The following is a 19,149-nucleotide window of genomic DNA, read 5'->3' as shown; positions in this document are numbered from 1 at the left end:
CTCGCTTAGCGTTCACGCAGTGCGGTCTGTTTGGCCTTAAGGATGGGTTTAAGGAGATAATCAAGAACTGACTTATGACCTGTAAGAATATCCACAGTGGCCATCATTCCAGGGATAATGTAAAGGGGATGGGCTTCAGTTCCCAGGTAATTCTTATCCGTACGCACGCGGATAATGTAATACGTTTCTTCCTTGCCTTGCTTGTCATCAGTGATGGTGTCTGCGCTGATTTGCTCGACCTTTCCTGACAAGCCCCCATAAATGGCGTAATCATAAGCCGTTAATTTCACCGTGGCGGATTGGCCATGCTTGATAAAGCCAATGTCTGAGGGTTTGATCTTGGCCTCAATCAGCAAGGTGTCATCCAGCGGCACAATTTCGATGATGTCCATCCCAGGTTGAATCACACCGCCAACAGTGTTGATTTTGATGCGCTTGACAATGCCTTTCACCGGTGAGCGCACCGTCGTTCGGACTAGACGATCGGCATCGGCCGTGTGTGCCTCTTTCAAGGCTGCGAGATCGCCCTTGGCTTTGTTAAGCTGCTCCAGGGCTTCGGATTTGAATTGTGAAATCTTGCCCTTTATCTCATTGACGGTACGTTCCAGACGTATGATTTCCACTTCTGAAACCGCGCCCCGACTGACCAGGGGCTTGGATAAATCCAACTCTTTAACTGCCAGTTTCAGGGCTAAATTGAGTTGTTTTAACTGTTCCTGACGGGAGTCAAAGAGTGCTTTTTCAGCCTCAGCGAGTTCAGGGTTTTCTTTTAACAGGTCATCTGGAACGAGCATGGGGACTTCATTCATCTCGGCATTAATGCGAAGGATTTGCATTTGCAGGGAGACCATTTTTTTTTGCGCTTCCTTAAAAGTGGCCATGAAACGGGTGTTATCAATTTGCATTAACACCTGATTGGCATCGACGACTTCGCCTTCCTTCACAAACAGTTTATTGACGATGCCTCCTTCCAGGTTTTGAATGATTTGTACCTGGCTTGAAGGGATCACTTTGCCTTGCCCGACAGTGACCTCGTCCAACATGGCAAAATCAGCCCAGAGCAGAGCGCAAAGCAGGAATAAGGCCGTGCTCCACAGAATAACATGGGCAAAGAAGCGAGGTCTCTCAACGTGAATCATTGGCCCCCCTTATCAATGGGCATGCCTGCTTTTAAAGCAGCCAGCACCGATTCCTTAGGCCCATCCGCGATGATAAAGCCGTCGTCCAGTACAATAAGACGATTGACCAGTTCAAGCATCGACAATTTATGGGTCACTAACAGCAAAGTATGGGTCTTGGAAAGATGGTTATCCAGCTCCTTTTTCAGGCGGCGCTCACTGCTGTCATCCATGGCCGAGGTTGGTTCATCGAGTATTAAAATGTTGGGGTCACGTAACAGGGCCCTGGCAATGGCAACCGATTGCCGCTGGCCTCCAGATAATTCGCTGCCTTTTTCACCCACCTGTCGATCAAAGCCATTCGGGTGCTTATTGGTAAAGGAACCGACCCCCGCGATATTGGCCGCGCGAATCAGAGCGGCGTCATCAATAAAAGGTGCGCCAATGATGATATTTTCCCTGACGCTGCCATAAAACAGCGACACATCCTGAGGGACATAACCAATCTGCTGGCGTAAATCGTCGGGATTGATTTGTCGATAATCCGTACCGTCCAGCAAAATGGTGCCTTCAGTCGGCAGATACAATTTTAAAATCAAACGGGCTAATGTGGATTTTCCTGAACCCACCCGGCCAATGATGGCGACACGCTCGCCCGGGACGATTTTAAAGTTGATGTGTTTGAGCACGGCATTGGTGTCGTCATAGGAGAAACTAACCTGCTTGAATTCAATGTGACCCTGTAAAACCGGACGATTTAAATAACGAACTGTTTCTTCGGCATCAACGGGCAATTGCATAATCCGGTTTAAGGATTTAAGCGCATTGACGGATTGATAATAACGGGTCAACAGGGAGGCCAGTTGCGGCATAGGCCCCAGGGCGCGGCCGGTGAGGATAGTGCAGGCAATCAACGCCCCTGTTGTTAATTCCCCCTCGCTGATGGCATACACGCCGGCAATGATGATAATGATGGTTGCGGCCTGTTGGGCAAAAAGACTTAAGTTAATGCTGGAATTGGATACCATTCTCAATCGAATGCCGTTTTTGGCCGCGAGATGAATTAATTGCTCCCATCGGGATTGCAGAACGGATTCGGCGCCGGTTGTTTTAATGGCTTCGATGTTTGACAGTGATTCAAACAGTGTCGCCTGCTTTTCGGCGGCAAACTGGTAAGATTGACGTGTTAATTTAATCAATGGCCACTGGAGAACAATTCCAATCGCCAGAATCAGAGGAATAATGAGCAGCGGTATTAAAAAGAGATTGCCGGCAATGAAATAAATGACGAAGATGTACAGTAGGGAAAAAGGCAGATCAATCAGCACAGTGATGGTACTTGAGGTAATAAAGTCGCGAAAAACCTCAAAGGATTGTACCGTGTTGGCCAAAGCGCCGACCGATTTGGGGCGGGTCATCATGTTAATGCCCAATATCTGTTCAAATATCGAAGCAGACAGTTCTTCATCCGTGCGTTTACTGGCCAAATCAAGGAAATAAGCGCGCAGTGTTTTGAAAATTAAATCAAAAATAAAGACCAAAGCCACGCCGCTGGCTAACACCCACATGGTTTCTATGGCATTGTTTGGTACGACCCGGTCATACACATTCATGGTAAACAGTGGAATGACCAGGGCAAATAAATTGATTAGCAGGGAGGCTACCAGCACTTCCGAGTAGGTGGGAATGGATTTAATGATGACTTTCCAAAACCAGTTTTTAGGCGGCTTGCCCAGTGTTTCTTCAGATCGAGTGGTGTATTTATAGCGTGGTTGAAGCTGAATCGCCTGACCGCTGTAATCGTTTGCGATGGTTTCCGGTTCAGCTAAAACATGGGGAGAGGCAGGATGAATGATCTTTTGTTTCCCTGCGTCATCCTGGATGAGCAGGCAGGCTTTCTCATTTGCCAGCAATAGGATCACGGGTAATGCGTCATGATTGAAGTCATTAATTCCGCCGTGCAGCAACTTACTGCTTAAAGACGCTCTCTCCGCTGCACGCGGCAGGAGGTTAACATCCAGGCGGCCTTTTTTCAGTGGGAGTCTCGCTGTTAAGGATTGTGCAGAGTAGGGATTTTGATAATAGCGGGTTATTAGCACCAGGCAGGCGAGGAGCGAGTCCTGCGGGGGCAGGGATTCAAAATCGATGGTAGACCAGGATTGTTGACGAAAAGTAGGCATGCCTAAATACAGGTTATTTTTTTATCAGTATAGTGTTTATTTGCTGCAATAACATAAAGACTGCGTACGGAGACTTAACTATTCCTTAATTTACCTTACATATAATCAAAACATTGCCAATAAGGCTTGGTGTTTTTCAATATGGTTAAGTTATATTCCAATAAAAGAGTCAACTTTGGCAAGCCGGAGGTGAGTGATTTACCTCGGTATGAGTTTCATCGGAGTGTAAGACAAGCCATTGAGGTGTCGGCTACAAGTTTCTCTTACCAGCAAGTCAGAGGAGGAAAGGCTTATCAGTGGGATAATATTGCTCCTGAAGTGGCACTGGTTATTTTGCAGGATGCTGAGAAAAATGACATGGCTATTCAACAGGAGGTCATCAAGACGCTTGGAGTCGAATCTTACAATGAAGCCATTTTACAGGCGGTGTTTGATACACTGAACAGCAATGCCGATTACGCACTCTTTACCAAAAAACTGGCGCTCAGGATCAGCAACGGGCATTCCAACCAATTAACCATGGATACCCTCGCTTCCGCAGGAATAAAGACGGAAGAGGAATTGGACACGATTTTAACGGACATGGTGCTGCAAGAAAAAAAACTAGGCAAAAATTACCCGAATTTTTCCAAAATTAAAAAAACCGACGATTATCAGCAATTGTTAGATTATCTAGCCAGTAATCCAGTGTTTGATAAATTTCTGATATCGTTCACTGACAGGATAGCTTACGAATACAATAAAGGCCGTCCAACGGATCAACGGGTTACTCCGCCTGCCCCACTAAACCGTACCACCCTGGCAGAATTTTTAAACGCAGTCAGTTACTCGGGCGAGGTCAGTAAGCCTAAAACGCCTTTAAAAAGAAATACTCTCTACGTTGAGGTTATAAATCAAAGCCTGCAATATACGGTCCTTTCTCCCTCGGGGGAAAAAATAACCGATACGATTCCTTTAAAAACGCTGAGATTGGACTGCGATGAGCAAATCGCTCAGGAGCAACTGAACGCTCAGTTACCGGCTATTCTAGCGATTACTGCCCAACGCGGGCATACCGGTGACCTTGCTCTTCACTCTACCGAAACATTAAAAATCAAAGGATACCATTACCTGGCTGGTGAAGAAGTCAATCATGATGTCTTTTTGTCTTATTTACCCGCGATCGATCTGGTCAAGGATGAAAAGTACAAGTTCACCCTCTATCGATGGCTAGAGCAACCCGGTAATCTGAATAAATTGAAGGATCTACTGGTTCATGGGGCTTGCCAACGTCTGATGAGCGAAGTGGATAGCCACGTCAAGGAAGCCACGTCACTGCCAGAAATACCTCTTGAATTGAAAGAAGAAATCAATCAGGTTAGGTATCTGCTGAGAGAAATTATTCAGTTGGTGGCCTCGTTGGACAATGACCTTAATGCCCTCGATGACGTATTGGATAAGAAAGTAAGTGAGTTGAAAAAACACCTGGTAACCATCAAGGAATACTACAATAAAACCCCTATTGCAGTACCAGGACTCTCTGCGCCGACCACTGCGGGGAATTTTGAGCAGTTTGTTAAACGGGTTTTGTTCTGCAGTACCAGCGAAAAAGTGATGCAAATAGTCCCGGATGCTAACATGACATCCCGAGCGTTACGCCTTGATTTGGTGGATGTTGTTCACGCATTCACCAATGAGAGAACCTATATTTTAGTGAGGGACAGTATCAGTAAAAAAGAACAAAGCCTATTACAGGATGAAGCCGGCGAATTGATAAGTCCTGCCATAGCCCTAAGAAATGGATTAAAGGCAACGATAACCACCCGGCTGAAAACCAACATTCACCATTATCATGCCATTCAGAGTTATCGAAACGATAAGTTAAGTCTGCAACAGGCTCCGCTGAGTTTTAGAGGCGGAAATTTAACCAATTCTTTAGCTGAGACCAAGTCATTTGCTAAAAAAATGACACGCGAAGGGGAATATTCAGCGGATAGTCATTTACTCATCGGGCAGGAAAATAATTTACACAAGCACGAAGTGCGTTCCGGTGCCGCGGCCACCTTAATTGCTGCAACCGGAGTCGACGGGACTCGCTCCGTGACGGATAAATTTAATATTGCCATCGATTTTGGCGGGAAAAAAGACGTCAAAATTCTATATATCTTACGCGGCAAACCCGCATTCCATACGCAATCATTTGTAGACCCTTTCGGTAAAAATAAATTAAGTGAGATTGCTTATACCCACATTACCCCCAATGACTATGTCATGACGGTTATGTACGATAAAAACAACGTTATACTTGATGTTATTCCTGGCAATTTAAATGGTGAAATCGAAGGCGTAAGCGATTTTTCCCAAAAAGTACTGGCAGCCTGCCTTGATTTTTACAATCAAAAGCATAATGCCGATTTAGAGTACAAAGCCTCCTTGAAATTGCCGGCGCCAGATGCCCCAACTCACCTGCCGACAGGGCATTTATACAGACGTCAGTCTTTCATTGATATTCTTCGTGCTCATCAGAAAGACACGGGACAGCAGTCTGCAGAACGGTTTACCCGGTTAGGCGCCATTCGAATTGAGCGTGTCATCGAGAATGGCCATAAAAAATTGAAGATGCAAACCCTGCAGACCGAAACACGGTTGGTGTCCTCCCCCGTCTTTGAATTGAAATTCAATCAGGATCCTTTTCCCCGCGGCGTGATTGAACTGGAAAAAGAAAGAGAGGCCGCGCTGGCTCATTACAACATGAGACACATTCTGACGCTGAAAGGCTTTACTCAATGGACTAAAAAAGAAAGAAAATTACAGGAAGAGTTTAATCGCATTTTACAGCCAGGGTTTATGGAGGGAGACATTCACCAGCAATTAGCCCAGGCTGATATTGCTCAGGAGGGGTGGCTGACGGATGTTCTGGTGCCGACTGTCCACACGGCGTTTTTGCTGCACGTGGCGGCGCGCCTGATTACCGATTATCAAATTGATATTGAAAAGGTCAATGAATGCGCTCAGATGCTGTGTCAGGATGAGGAATTTATCGTTAGCGAGGCGTTTTCACAATTAAACCAGCAATGGAAGAAGGGTTATGAAGTATTTACGCCTTATGATACCACTGGCGTCTATGATCTTTGCTTAAGCCGGGCACGTTTAAAAATGATGACCCTGTACCCTCATCTTGAAGAGGGTTTTGACAATTACCGTGAAAAGTTTGAAGCCTGTATGGCGATAGAAAGAAACAAAATACGCAAACAGGTCGTCCATCAATGGATGTCTGATTTCCTGGATAACCACATGGACAATCTGGCAGCGAAAGCCAAGCTCGCTAAAAAGCCGGTTTATAAACTGAAGGATAATCAGGACCTTGTTTTCTTAGGCCCTGCTGCAAGCGGTAAAAGTACTATTTCCCGTCAATATGTCTCTGAAGCCGATAAAGTGAAGTATGTTTCTTTAGCCACCGATGATTATCGTGGAATCTGTAAACCCAATACCCAGGTCTTCGAGCAGAGGGAAACAGATCAGGTCTTTATTCGTACACAAGACAGTGCCTATTTAGTCGGTGAACTGGTCGAGGCTCGTTTGAAAGCGAAAAAAGAAGAAAGGCCAAATGTCATTGTCGATGGAGTAACCTACAAATCGTTCCATCGGGAACTGGTGGAAAAAAACAGTAATTCCGTCATCGTATGCGCCTGCCTTGACAATGTGGATGAAGTGGTCAAACGGTGTTATGCCCGCGCAATCCAGGAAGACGCCGGATCGGCTGATAAAGGCCGGCACGTGAATACCACCAGCCTGCTTGATATGCACAAAACAGCCAGCATCAATTTAATTGCGTACTGTCCGGAAAATACCATCATCAAGCTTTATAATACCAATATTCCCAAAGGACAAACCCCGCCGCTCATTGCTACCCTTAATACCATGAACAATCAAAAAACCTTAACCATCAGCCATACCAGCGGGGCACTAATGGCAATGGCATCTTTTTTTAATAAATCGCGTTTAAACAGCGAAGCAAAAGGCACCGACAGCTTATTCATTCGAAAAATGGAGGCTCCTTCGTTCAAGATTGATTCTTTATTTGCCACGATGGATCGCGGTTTCAAGATCGTTATCAATGGCGAGGAAAACAAACCCTGTATCATTGTTGAAAAGAAAAACGGCGTTATCGTCATGGACATTGTGAATCCCCTCGTGGTTAAAATCAAACTGATGGAGAAGAGTTCGGATACACCCTTATTAAATCAGCTAATCTTATATGGAGAACACGGCAGCCTTAAAAAACTCAGGGAAGAATGCCTGTTGCATACTGATATTGATGAGGTGGTCATGCGTTATCTTGATAAAAAGATAGCAGCAATACAGTCTCCCAATCAGGGGACCATGAATCCTGGAGTAAATTAGGCTCTGACTGGTTCATACCGATATAATGTTTCAAAATGGCATTTGGAGAGGGAGATGAGTTTTCGTAAACAAGAAGTGCAACCGTATCAGCATAAGATGGATGAGTATCTTGGAAAAGTGGCAGAATTTATCGACAAAGTCTATGACGCCATAGCTAATCAGACCGCTGATGAGAAAGAAAGGCAGCATCGTTTAGACGCCTTTACGCTGTTATTACTAAAAGCCACCCATGACGAGCCGGATGAATTCAAAAAGGCGTTTTCCAGTCATTTTCCGTTGATGGAGAATGATACGACTATTCAGTATATCCATGGCTATTTATGCGAGATCAATGGATTTTGTACCAAAACACTGAGCGATGAATATGATAATTACAAACCCCTGTTTGATTCAATCACGTTTCTTTTGCCAGAAACCAGGCAGGTCATCCGGGAGAAGCTCAGCAAGCAATTGAGTGATTTGATTTTTAAAAAAACCCATACACCGACATCCTCACTGTCTTCGTCGAAAAATCCAGGAAACTATTGATGATTCTCTAATCAATGGCCAGCAGGCAACCGCTTCCATTCAGGAAGGCAACAGGTTGCCATTGCAAACGGTAGAACTTAGGAAATTTTCTTTCCTGTTTCAAACGGTTTAAGAGCGGCCTCAATTTGCTTGTACAGCTCAGGCAGCCATCGAGGCTGAGCAAAATTGGATGTGGCAGGCTTGTCTTTGCGCAAGTCATTGGGAGCTATAATAACCTTGATATGACTTAGCCCCACTCGTCTGGCCAGCAGGAACAGTTGATCAATAGGGCGATCGCCGATGGCCAGGCAGCCTACTGACATCGACTTGCCATGCAGAAAGATGTTATTTCCCAGCCGGCGTCGGCCGTCTTTAATCGCCTGCAGACGATCAAAATTGTTAGGATAATCAATCATCATGGATAAATGCATGCTGCTGAATGGATTAAATGTCACCAGACGGTAAATGCCTTCAGGAATTTGGCCATCACGTTCTTTCAGTTTAGGTCCTAAACGTCCGCTGAAGGCTGTTAACGGGTAGGTGTGGATGTAGCGCCATGTCTGATTATCGTTCTTTGCCCAGAGTTCAATGCGCCGTTCTTTTTTAAAAGCGAGTAATGCCACTTCCTTTGGGGGATAGGCAACCTGAGCTTTGGCAAAAAAGCGTTTTAATTCGGGTTCGGTGCGTAAACCGTAACGAATGATGGCATTGTCGACCGCTTTATCCCAATTCAGTTTGGGAGCCATCGCCTGGGGCATACTGCAAACCAAATATAAAACAGTAAAAAATAGAATGCGCATAATAGTCATAGCATAAACATTTTCATCATGTTATCAAAATAAACACAAAATGGAACAACTTAACCACTTTGCAAAATTTAATGCCTCTCTGCCTTGCTGCTGTGTTTTTACCATTAACTGTTGCCTTCCAAGGTATCCTGTTTAAACTTAATTTGCAATTGTGGAGGCAACTGTTTAATCACAAACTGCGGAGCAGCATCCAGGCTGCCTTCAGAAGGCACGAGACCATAATGATTGGGACACATGTAACTGATTTTTCCTTCCTGGCTGACTTTGTAGAAAACATAACGGTAATCGCAATAGTCCATCTTTTTAAATGCGGCCACCTGCAAAATGGGGGTATTGGGCATCCGATCACTTAAAAAGTGAGCATTGACCCAGATGTTAACCAGTAATAACAGGGCGCCGGTTACAAAACAGGCAAAGAAAAGACTGGTTGCGAAACGTAAAACCTTTCTGGCGCTTGCCCTAATGGAGGCGGCCACCAGATAAATGGATGAAATGAGTAGAACAAGCAGATTGACGGTGTAAATGGCGGCTTGTTTGTAATCAAAATAGCTGCCCAGAATTTCTCCTCTTGCCGTTTGATAATGCAGGATTGTAGCAATCAGACTTAACCACAAGGCTGCGAGAAGCGAATTGCGGTGTTGAGTGGTTAAGCCGATGACTAAAAGCATCAGTGTAAAGAAAGGAAAAATGAACTGCAAATAATCACTAAAGTAGTACATGTGGCCAGCCCTTGGTAATTAAATTGAAGTAGGAACTAGTGTATCGTAACGAGCGAATGTTGTCGTTAGTAAATCCCCTGAAATTAACAGCGGTTTTCTGCAATTAATAACTGGCTTGAAAATGCAGGACGTCGTCGGTTACGGCCGGCGACATGGGGTGTTCATAATAAGGTAGAACTGTAAAATTAAATAACTCACTCGGTGCGAGTTCCTTAATAAGCAACAGCTTGGGCTCCACATCGATAAGCAGCTTTTTCGATGGATTCACCGGCAGGGCAATTTCCCGCTGCAGGTATTGGGACAAGGCCATACGAACGTAGTAAAGTGCAGGATGATGGGGCGTTTTAGTCGCGGTTGCCATCAGCTTTTTGGATAGTGCCTTGGAATGAACGCTGCCAATCCAGATGGGCTGGCGATAGTGTTTCAAATGGTAATTGGAACGCCAAAGCCTTAATACAAGGCTCGGGCCGCCGTCTTTGGGATCGTAGGTCATGATCAAAACGGGTTTCCTGTTCTGATATAACTGCGCCATTAAGGGCATTTCTGCATAGGAAGAATGACCATTTAAACGCTTGAGCAGGGAGCGATAGAGCGATTCATTCTGTTTGCGCCAGCCAAAGGCGCTCAATGAGGATTCGATACGGCTTACGGTGCCTGCGTATTGCAGGTTAAAATAACTGACTGGATGCCCAAGCCGGTTCACGCGGTAAATCGGTAGAAGCGGTTTGGATTGATTCCACCAGAGCTGATCGGTGAAAACATATTGCGCGAAATAAGGCTGATGGCCGCGCAGCTCCTGATTATAATTCATTAAGCTGCTTAAAGAGGAGGCAACGAGCAGCAGCAGGGCTAAACTGGAGGCCAGATGAGATGAATAGGCAACCGATGCGGGTCTGCAACGATAAAACAACCAATGCAGGACGCTTAGGCTAAGTCCTGCAAGGTAAGCCCCGAGGATATCGGTAAACCAGTGATCACCGAGGTATAAATTGGCAAACCCGGCGATGAGCAGGGCCAGATTAAAAATTAAATTGATCGTAGGCTTGATACGGCTGTTGCCATACTGACCAATGTAATACAGGAGCGCAGAAAAAATGGCCGTGGCATAGGTTAGCTGAATGGCCGGATAAGAGTTGCCGGGTTTGACTTCCAGCAATCCACTGGGCCGCTGGGTGGGAATAAGCCAATGGGTCAGTAGCAGCAACACCGTGGTACTGAGCAGCAGGCTTGCAAAGAAAGCCAGCGTACGCCAGTCGCGGTAATAAGCGGTAATGGAAACAATGGACGCCGTCAAGGTGATTAACGTGAGAGGACTGCATAATTGGGCCGAGACGATAAAAAAACTGTCAAAAGAAGCCGTTCTTATGCTTTGTAAAAGCAAATGAACCGGTTGGTTGACGCCGGTTATCCAGCCATGCTGCAGCGCCAGAATGGTGACCATCCAGAAGCTTAAAAAACAAACAAGAAACAACAAGACCAATCCGGCGGTCGCGTAATGGTTGGTTTCTTCAGCAGGTGTAATGAATTGGAAAAAACGGGCTAGATGGGGATGACAGGCTGACCAGGCCCAGAAATCATGAAGATGCGTTCTAAGGAAACGATTTAAGCGAATGATCAACCATTTCACCAGCACACTGGCGAGCCAGATAACCCCAAGCACAATCAATACAAAGACAAACAGTTTGGTCGCGCTTTCCGGTGCCAGTTCATTGCTGGCCGCACCAATCAGAATGCCGGGGAGCACATACAGAATAGACCAGGCAATGGCGGAAATGACATTGGCAATGTAAAAGCGCAGGTGGCTCATGTGCATCATCCCGGCAATCACTGGGATAATCGAGCGCAAGGGGCCTACAAAACGACCAATCAAAACGCTTTTGCCGCCATGACGGGTAAAGAAATCTTTGCCGTAGGTCAACCACTGGGGGTAACGGCTGAATGGCCAGATGGTACCGAGTTTATCGCTGAAGGTATAACCGAGCATGTAACTGGCGCTGTCGCCCGCCACCGCCCCAAGCATGGCCGCCAGCAGGGTTAAATCAATGCGCATGACTCCGGAGCCTGCGAGAATGCCAATCGCGGTCATGGTCACTGAACCGGGTATGACGCTGCCGATAATGGCTAGGGATTCAGTAAATGAAATCAAAAATGTAAAAATCAAAGCCCAGTGCGGATGCGCATGGAGCCAGGCGGTAACCGGTTGTATGTACTCAGCAAATAAAGTCATAGTCCGTGCTTTTCAAATTGCCTGAGAAAAAGGTGTTTAAATTTCTCGGCGGTCTCAGCGACCGTGGGATAAATAGAATAATCGCTTACCTGGGTCATTTCCAATTGGGAAAAACCACAAGGGTTAATGGCGTTAAACGGCGCCAGATCCATAGCGATATTTAATGCAATCCCATGATAAGTACAGCCATTTTTGACCCTTAAGCCAATGGATGCAATTTTTTTATTATCGACATACACACCCGGTGCGCCGCATCGGGTTTCCGCTGAAATACCGTATTCCTGCAGTACGGCGATGAGTAGTGTTTCAAGGTGACACACCAGCGTACGGATACCCAGATTGCGGCGGCGGATATCCATCAATACGTAAGCCACCAGTTGCCCAGGACCGTGATAGGTTACTTGACCACCGCGGTCGGATTGGACAATGGGAATGGCATTGCGGTTTAGGATATGTTCTGCTTTGCCAGCCTGTCCCTGGGTATAAACAGGGGGATGCTCGAGAAGCCACAGTTCATCCGCTGTTGCCTCATTGCGTGAGCTCGTAAACTGTTTCATCTGTTCCCATGTCTCAAGGTAGGGCTGTTGTCCCAGGTAGCGGCTGATGATCATTTAAAGTACCATTTTTATTGAAGGATGGCTGCTTAATTCCTGGTAGAGCGCATCCAGCGAGGCTTGATCAAGCACATAAACGGTAGCGGTAATGGACAAATAATTACCCTCTTTGCTGTCCTTGCAAACAATGGCCTGTTCTTCCGTTTCTGGGAAATGCCGGGTGACGATGGTGGTAATTTCTTCGCTGAAGGTCAGCGAATTCAATCCAATGATTTTAATCGGAAATTGACAGGGGAACTGCATGAAGGTCTTGTTGTCAGTCATAAGTTTTTCCAGTCAGTTGTTGATAGCGCTCATGGAGCTGCCGCCAGCAGGGGCCGCCCACTCCGTCTCCTATCACTGTCTCGTCGATGCGGGTGACAGGATAAAGTTCTTTGGTTGTACTGGTTATCCAGACTTCCCGGGCACTGAGAACGGTTTGTACCGGCAAAGGCTCTTCACTGAAGGCGAAATCCGTTTTACTGAGTAAGTCTAGGCATATTTCACGAGTGATGCCAGGCAGGCAATACTGATTGAGCGGCGGTGTTTTGACCTGTCCATCGCGATCAACAATAAACAGATTGCTGGCGCTTCCTTCAGTTATGAAGCCATCCCGAATCAACAGGGCGGTATGATAACCGCGGGACACGGCCTCGTCATTCACCAGAATATTACCCAACAGCGATGTGGTTTTTATATCGCAGCGCTGCCAGCGGATATCCTCCACCAGTTTTGCTTTCAGGCCTTTCTGTTGCTCTGCGAAAACAGGGTAAGGATTATGAAGGGTAAAGGCAATAACCACTGGTGCAATCCCGGCAGGGATATCGTGCTTACGCACCCCCTGGTTGCCGCGGGTGATTTGCAGATAGATTTGCAGATCGCCGCCGCCATTTTGGCGGATGAGTTCCTGAAAAATGGCGTCCCAGTCGCAGGAGGGATAGGGAATACGGGCCTTGGCAAGACTTGATTCAAGGCGCAGCAAATGTTTTTCCAGTGCAAAAGGCCGGCTGCTGTAAACAGGAATGACTTCATACACTGCATCCCCAAATAGAAAGCCGCGGTCAAACACGGAAATGCTGGCCTCATGCGCGGGGCAATATCGGCCATCAACATAAACTACGCCCGACATCGTGGAATCCTAGCCGAACCAGCGTTTGAATGCCAGGCGAACGGAATCTTTGCTGCGCTTGAAGAAACCGCCGGACTCAATGGAATTCAAAGCATACAGAGGATGGGTATCGATGACCTTGTCGTCAAACTTGATAATCATTTCCCCGATTTTGTCGCCTTTTTTAACCGGTGCGATCAGTGTGGAAGGGACTTTGGTAGTGATGCTTAAGCGCTGATACTGGCCGTTGGGAATGGTAACAAATTTGTTTTGCAATACACCGATCGCCAGGGTGTTGTCTTCCCCTTTGTAAACGGGCATTTCCGTAATGCTTTTTCCGGCTTTGTACAATTGATGGGTTTCAAAGAAACGGAAGCCGTAATTCAACAGGCGTTCGCTGTCGTCAGCCCGCACGGAATCATTCGGCGCGCCAAGCACCACGGACAGCAGACGCATGCTGTCGCGTTTAGCGGAAGCGACGAGGCAGAATCCCGCATCATTGGTATGACCGGTTTTCAGGCCATCAACCTGGCTGTCGCGCCACAACAGGCGGTTGCGGTTAGGTTGGCGGATGCCATTGTAGGTATACCATTTCTGCTTATACCAGTGGTAATACTGGGGAAAGTCATTGATCAGAGCCCGGCCTAAAATCGCCAGGTCCTTCGCGGTTGTGTAAAGGCGCTCATCGGGCAGGCCGGTACTGTCAGTAAAGTGGCTGTCTTTCATGCCCAGATTCTGTGCCTGCTGGTTCATGATGTCCGCAAAGCCAGGCTCGCTGCCGCCAAGGTGCTCGGCCATGGCCACACAGGCATCGTTACCGGAATCGACAATGATTCCCTTTAATAGATCTTCGATGGCGACCTGCTGACCTTCTTTCACAAACATGCGCGAACCAGCCGTTTTCCAGGCATCACGGCTAATTCTCACATTGTCAGTCAGGTGAATCTGGCCGTTGTTTAAAGCATTGGAAATCACGTACAGCGTCATCATTTTAGTCAGGCTGGCCGGCGGCAATTTAAGGTCGCTGTTTTTCTCGGCAATAATTTTACCGCTGTCGACATCAATGAGAATAAAGGCTTTGGCATTCACCAGCGGCGGAGAAGGGGTAATTAAAGGTTTACTGTTCATCGGCATGGGTTTTGGCGCGGCGGTGGGCAATACGGAATCCGCATACGTCACCGGAGCCAGCAGTGAGAGCAGCAGCATCATGCCTATGTAAAAACGCGTTTGTTTCATGTTTATTATTCTCAATATTACAAAATCGCTAATCTTAACATGCCTGTTTAAGCAACCAAAGACCTCTGGAGTATTTTAATCGCGGGCAGCATTGTATATATTAATGCGAATAATAAGAAAAATTAGGTAAGGTCATGCGGTTTTTATGTTTATTTCTGGTTTTGGTGTTATGCAGTTGCGCTCAACCCCCGCAGGGCAATCAGCCAGGCAGTCATTCATCAACCCGTTTAAATTCCCCGAAAAAGCCTTTTACACCAACGCAACAGGATGGCGCCCCCAAAGGACCGTTGCCTAAGACGTTTCAGAAAGTTAAACCGGCCAATGAGCCTTTAAGCCGTTACGGTAACCCGGATTCCTATGCCGTTAATGGCAGAAAATACGAAGTAATGCGGTCGGCGAGCGGATATAAAACCCGCGGCATGGCGTCGTGGTATGGAACAAAATTCCATAGCCGCAGGACATCAAGCGGTGATGATTACGACATGTATGCTATGACTGCTGCGCATAAAACCCTGCCCTTGCCGTCCTATGTCCGTGTTAAAAATTTAAGTAATGGGCGCGAAGCGATTGTAAAGGTGAATGATCGAGGACCTTTTCATGCCGATCGGGTGATTGATTTATCCTATGCCGCGGCCACTAAATTAGGGTTATTGCCTAAAGGAACAGCACCGGTTGAAATTGAGGCCCTGACTGTCAAATCACCGGGTGGTCAACACGTGGCTTACTACTATGTTCAGGCGGGTGCTTTTAATTCCCAGGACCTGGCCAATGCCCTGCGCGAGAAACTTGCCAAACTGACACCCTCGCCGGTCTTTATAGAAAATTATCAGCACCGATATATCGTCAGGGTCGGGCCGTTTGCCAACAAGGCCATGACAGAAAGCCTGAAAATGCGCCTTGCAGCCAATGGTGTTAAAGGATCGTTTTCCCTGTTGCAATAGACAGCGCACAGCGGGTGATTAACGTTGTACCGCGTCAATGATCACGCGGGTGCCCCGCATGCCGTCGCCAGGGACATCAACAAACTCCTCATTGAGCCAGCGCGCATCCTCGGTGAACATCCTGACGCAGCCGTGACTGGCGCGATAACCTGGCACGGTCTCGCTGCCATGCAGCGCATAACCCCGGAAGAAGTGCATGCAGAAAGGCATTTCTGCACCGCCGTTGTTGCCGTCTGCCCGTCTTGGAAAAGCGGTTGAAATGCAATCGATATCCTGTTTGCGGATAATTCGAAACGAACCAGTAGGCGTCGAACACCCGCCGATGACCCCGGAGCAATGATCGGTTCCTGAGGAAATAGGGCCCCACCAGAGTAATTCGCCATCTTCATCATAAGCCGCCCAGGCCAGTTTATTCTGGCTGACGTAGATGGTTTTTTCGCCATCCGATTCGATGTAACGGGGAAAAGGAGAGACATCATAGATCGTCAAGCGATCTAAATTTTTAGGAATAGCAATGATCATCCCCGGGCGCAGGTTCACATTCATCCGATTGATACGGCGGACAATGTCTTTGGCTTCTGGATTGGGAAAAAGCCTGCTCCAGTTTTCCCCGGCCTTCACCTTGATGCAGAAATAATCCGGGTTACTGCAAAGGGTTTCACCAAATCGCGTTTCTGACCAGATTGGTGAAGTCCATACCAGCAGCATTATTGTTATTAGTACAGGTAATCTCTTCATAATGATCACCTCGATTTGTCTGTGCTTTTATGTCCTTTAACGGCAAACAGGTTAAAAACTTTACAAAGAAACCGCTAAAATTCGGGATTGTCTTTTTTTATCTGCTGCCAGGCCTCATGGATTTCAGCCAGCAGCAGGTTGCTTTGCGTCAGCAATTCCACGTTATTATCAATATTGGCTTTTAACAGAATCTGTTGCACATAGTCATATAATTTGTCGAGATTACTCGCCAGTTCGCCGCCTTTTTCATGATTAAGGCTGGTTTTAAGTCCCTCAATGATGCTGATGGCTTTGCCAATGTGCTCTCCTTTTTCGCTGATTTGATTGCGCTGGATATTCCCCTGGGCTGTGGCGATGTGCGATCGTGCACCCTGCAGGAGCAAATCAATCAGTTGATGCGGCGAGGCCGATTCAATCCGGGTCTGCAGCTCAATGGACTTGTATTGATTAACTGCTTCAGTGTATGGATTTTTCATCATGGTCCCTACGAATTTGTTTTAGGTAAATTAGCCAGTTGCTGCGTTAAAAACGCACTGGTGTCCTGCAATGAGGAAAGCAGAACATCCAGACGGGTAAATTGTGCCGTATAACGTTTTCTTAAGCTGGTCATGTGGGTATCCAAACGTAACCGCTGGTTGTCCAGATCCTTTAAATTATCGTTTAACTGCTTGGTTCGATTGGCCAGATCGCCCTTGTCGCCTAAATAATCGGTGACCAGATTATTGAGTTGGGCGGCTATGCCGTCGCTGACAACGACACTGCCTCGATCCCCTGTGCTGCCGCCGATGACTTGAATGGAAAGATTTTTTAATGCACCGCTGCCTTTGAGCGTCAGGCCATCACTGGAGGTGGCAGATAAACCGCCAATCGTACCGGCTAAGGTAACCCCGGCGGTAAAGCTGGTAATGTTGATGGCGTAGCTGCCTGCTTTGACATCGGCACCGACAGACTTAATGCGGACATTGCTGTCAGACGCCACGGCCGTTTTAGCAAAAAGATTACCAATGGCCCCATAATGATCATTGACCGCCGCATCAAAATCGGCGGTGTTGAGAGTCAATAAGCCTTTTGCATCGGTTTTAATACCAATGTCTGCCAACGAATTGATTGCGCTGTCGCCCGTATCAATGGGCTGGCTTAAAATTTTGCTGATGCTTAATTTGAGGTTTCGCGTACTGGCGTCGCCCTGGAGAAGTCCGCCTTGCTTGGTTTCCTTGTTGTATCCAGTCAAATTGTTCAGCGTTGTCATGGCCTCATTGAACTGTTTGATAAACTCATTCACAAAACCGGTGAGCTGTGCCTTGTTGTTTTCAATGGTCAGCGAGTAGGTGGTGCCTAAATCGGCTTTTCTCAAGTCGATTGTCACGCCGGCTAAGGCATCTTTGTATTGATTAGTGCTCTGAGTCAGCGTCAGGCCGTTGATTTTAATTTCACTGTCCCTGGCGGCGACGGTTTCCTGGGCGTTGGTGATGCCGGCCGTTGGATCATAGGCTAATGCGGACAGGCCTGCGCCATTGGTGTTATTGCCATCGGCGTCATTCACTGAAATTTTCATGGCCAGATTTTTGCCGGTATCCGGGCTGCTTAATGTCAAGCGAGCCCCCTGTGAATCCTGGACAATGGCGGCTTTAACGCCGGAGCCGTTCGCGTTGATGGCATCGCGGATAGCCTGCAGGGTATTTTGCCCCGGAGCGATATTGATGGTCACCGATTGTTTGTCAGGATTGGCGGTGAAGGTGGATAAATCACTGCTGTAAGTACCAAAATCAATGGTGATGCTGCCGTTACCGACGACCGTATTAGCTGAGGCGACAGGAGAAGACGCCAGACTCTGGCGGCTGGCCAGGTAGCGGACTTCGACATCATAAATGCCGGGGACTGCTTCCGTGCTTGCGCTGGCTGAAAACAGGTTGGGATCACTGACGGTGCTCTTCATGGTATAAAATTGCTGTAAATCGCTCAGTTTCACCATTGCAGTTTGCAATTTTGCCAGGCTGCCCTTGATCTGCCCCACAGCAGACAATTTCGTCGTGTAGCTGGCTTCAAGCTTATCCAGACGGGATTTTGCCGGGGTGATGTCGGCGGCAACCAGGGCATCGACAATGGCTTTGATGTCGAGACTGGAACCGCCGGTTGGAGAGATACTGGCCACAATCAATTCCTTATCAAAGAGGTCCCTTCATGAGACGTTACTGTAAAAAATAATTGCAAGAAGAATACCAACTTGCAATTTTCTGATGCTATATCCTGTTATCAACAGAGCCGCTTATCATTTCATCCAAAAGCGAGAGTAACTTAAGGTATTCATCGGGCGGCATTTTTCGTATCACTTCCTCGGATAATGTGTCCGTCACTATCGTTTGCAAAAGACCAGTGGCTTCATCCAGGGCCTGCCTGATCTGCACATTATTGTCATTGGTTTTAGCGATAGGAGGGGCATTCACGTTCAAGCTGTCGTCAGACACTTTTTGTGTGGTGATGTTGTTGTTTGCATCCAGCTTTAAAGGCAGTAAATCATTGGGTCCATCGATAATCATTTATAACTCCTTACCCTCATTATCAGAGGGTAAAACGCACTTCATGCAGGTTG

At 47.0% G+C, this 19,149-nt stretch carries 16 protein-coding genes; 3 read left to right on the top strand and 13 right to left on the bottom strand.

Annotation, left to right across the window (positions count from 1 at the left end; translation table 11 throughout):
* Positions 1-5: 5 nt before the first annotated feature.
* Both Lrub_RS00235 and Lrub_RS00230 read right to left on the bottom strand, forming a co-directional pair.
* Complete coding sequence (locus Lrub_RS00235) at positions 6-1,139, bottom strand: HlyD family type I secretion periplasmic adaptor subunit (RefSeq protein ID WP_058530190.1); 1,134 nt, start codon at positions 1,137-1,139, stop codon at positions 6-8.
* The gene (locus Lrub_RS00230) at positions 1,136-3,298 is read right to left on the bottom strand and encodes a type I secretion system permease/ATPase (protein WP_058530189.1); all 2,163 of its coding nucleotides are present in this window, start codon (positions 3,296-3,298) and stop codon (positions 1,136-1,138) included. Before Lrub_RS00230 ends, Lrub_RS00235 begins: the two co-directional genes overlap by 4 nt.
* A 189-nt stretch (positions 3,299-3,487) precedes the next feature.
* Here Lrub_RS00230 and Lrub_RS00225 point away from each other — a divergent pair, with 189 nt between their 5' ends.
* Both Lrub_RS00225 and Lrub_RS00220 read left to right on the top strand, forming a co-directional pair.
* Positions 3,488-7,681: an ATP-binding protein gene (locus tag Lrub_RS00225; protein WP_237760712.1), complete on the top strand. Its 4,194-nt coding sequence runs from the start codon at positions 3,488-3,490 to the stop codon at positions 7,679-7,681.
* Between the two features lie 54 nt (positions 7,682-7,735).
* Entirely contained in the window at positions 7,736-8,209 is a 474-nt protein-coding gene (locus Lrub_RS00220; protein ID WP_058530187.1) for a hypothetical protein, read from the top strand.
* A 77-nt stretch (positions 8,210-8,286) separates the two neighbouring features.
* Here the strand turns inward: Lrub_RS00220 and Lrub_RS00215 are convergent, their stop codons facing one another.
* The 7 genes from Lrub_RS00215 to Lrub_RS00185 form a co-directional block, all read right to left on the bottom strand.
* Complete coding sequence (locus tag Lrub_RS00215) at positions 8,287-8,988, bottom strand: L,D-transpeptidase family protein (RefSeq protein ID WP_133134071.1); 702 nt, start codon at positions 8,986-8,988, stop codon at positions 8,287-8,289.
* Between the two features lie 113 nt (positions 8,989-9,101).
* The gene (locus Lrub_RS00210) at positions 9,102-9,716 is read right to left on the bottom strand and encodes a type I secretion system protein LssZ (RefSeq protein WP_065235686.1); all 615 of its coding nucleotides are present in this window, start codon (positions 9,714-9,716) and stop codon (positions 9,102-9,104) included.
* Positions 9,717-9,819: 103 nt separating this feature from the next.
* A complete protein-coding gene (locus tag Lrub_RS00205) occupies positions 9,820-11,943 on the bottom strand; it encodes a VTT domain-containing protein (RefSeq protein ID WP_058530186.1) in 2,124 nt (707 codons plus the stop codon).
* Positions 11,940-12,551 (bottom strand): lipoyl(octanoyl) transferase LipB, encoded by a 612-nt coding sequence (gene lipB, locus Lrub_RS00200; RefSeq protein ID WP_162263116.1) that lies wholly within the window; start codon positions 12,549-12,551, stop codon positions 11,940-11,942. Before lipB ends, Lrub_RS00205 begins: the two co-directional genes overlap by 4 nt.
* A 3-nt stretch (positions 12,552-12,554) precedes the next feature.
* Positions 12,555-12,821 carry an HP0495 family protein gene (locus tag Lrub_RS00195; RefSeq protein WP_058530184.1) on the bottom strand — a complete coding sequence of 89 codons (267 nt, stop codon included), beginning with the start codon at positions 12,819-12,821 and terminating at the stop codon, positions 12,555-12,557.
* Positions 12,814-13,665, bottom strand: a complete 852-nt coding sequence (locus tag Lrub_RS00190) for a D-amino acid aminotransferase (RefSeq protein WP_058530183.1) — start codon at positions 13,663-13,665, stop codon at positions 12,814-12,816. The genes Lrub_RS00195 and Lrub_RS00190 overlap by 8 nt, the downstream gene beginning before the upstream one ends.
* 9 nt (positions 13,666-13,674) lie before the next feature.
* Complete coding sequence (locus Lrub_RS00185; RefSeq protein ID WP_237760716.1) at positions 13,675-14,853, bottom strand: D-alanyl-D-alanine carboxypeptidase family protein; 1,179 nt, start codon at positions 14,851-14,853, stop codon at positions 13,675-13,677.
* Positions 14,854-15,014: 161 nt separating this feature from the next.
* On the opposite strand from Lrub_RS00185, the gene Lrub_RS00180 reads away from it, so the two are divergent.
* Complete coding sequence (locus Lrub_RS00180; RefSeq protein WP_058530181.1) at positions 15,015-15,821, top strand: septal ring lytic transglycosylase RlpA family protein; 807 nt, start codon at positions 15,015-15,017, stop codon at positions 15,819-15,821.
* 18 nt (positions 15,822-15,839) lie between these two features.
* Here Lrub_RS00180 and Lrub_RS00175 read toward each other — a convergent pair whose 3' ends face one another.
* The 4 genes from Lrub_RS00175 to Lrub_RS00160 all read right to left on the bottom strand — a co-directional run bounded on the left by Lrub_RS00175 (position 15,840) and on the right by Lrub_RS00160 (position 19,096).
* A complete protein-coding gene (locus tag Lrub_RS00175) occupies positions 15,840-16,529 on the bottom strand; it encodes a L,D-transpeptidase (protein WP_420324334.1) in 690 nt (229 codons plus the stop codon).
* Between the two features lie 104 nt (positions 16,530-16,633).
* A complete protein-coding gene (gene fliS, locus Lrub_RS00170; protein ID WP_058530179.1) occupies positions 16,634-17,035 on the bottom strand; it encodes a flagellar export chaperone FliS in 402 nt (133 codons plus the stop codon).
* 8 nt (positions 17,036-17,043) lie between these two features.
* Positions 17,044-18,711: a flagellar filament capping protein FliD gene (fliD, locus tag Lrub_RS00165; RefSeq protein WP_058530178.1), complete on the bottom strand. Its 1,668-nt coding sequence runs from the start codon at positions 18,709-18,711 to the stop codon at positions 17,044-17,046.
* An 88-nt stretch (positions 18,712-18,799) separates the two neighbouring features.
* Complete coding sequence (locus tag Lrub_RS00160) at positions 18,800-19,096, bottom strand: flagellar protein FlaG (RefSeq protein ID WP_058530177.1); 297 nt, start codon at positions 19,094-19,096, stop codon at positions 18,800-18,802.
* Between the last annotated feature and the right edge of the window lie 53 nt (positions 19,097-19,149).

Origin of the sequence: Legionella rubrilucens (assembly GCF_001468125.1) — a bacterium.
GTDB lineage: Bacteria > Pseudomonadota > Gammaproteobacteria > Legionellales > Legionellaceae > Legionella_C > Legionella_C rubrilucens.
This window is presented reverse-complemented; position numbering and strand designations above follow the sequence as displayed.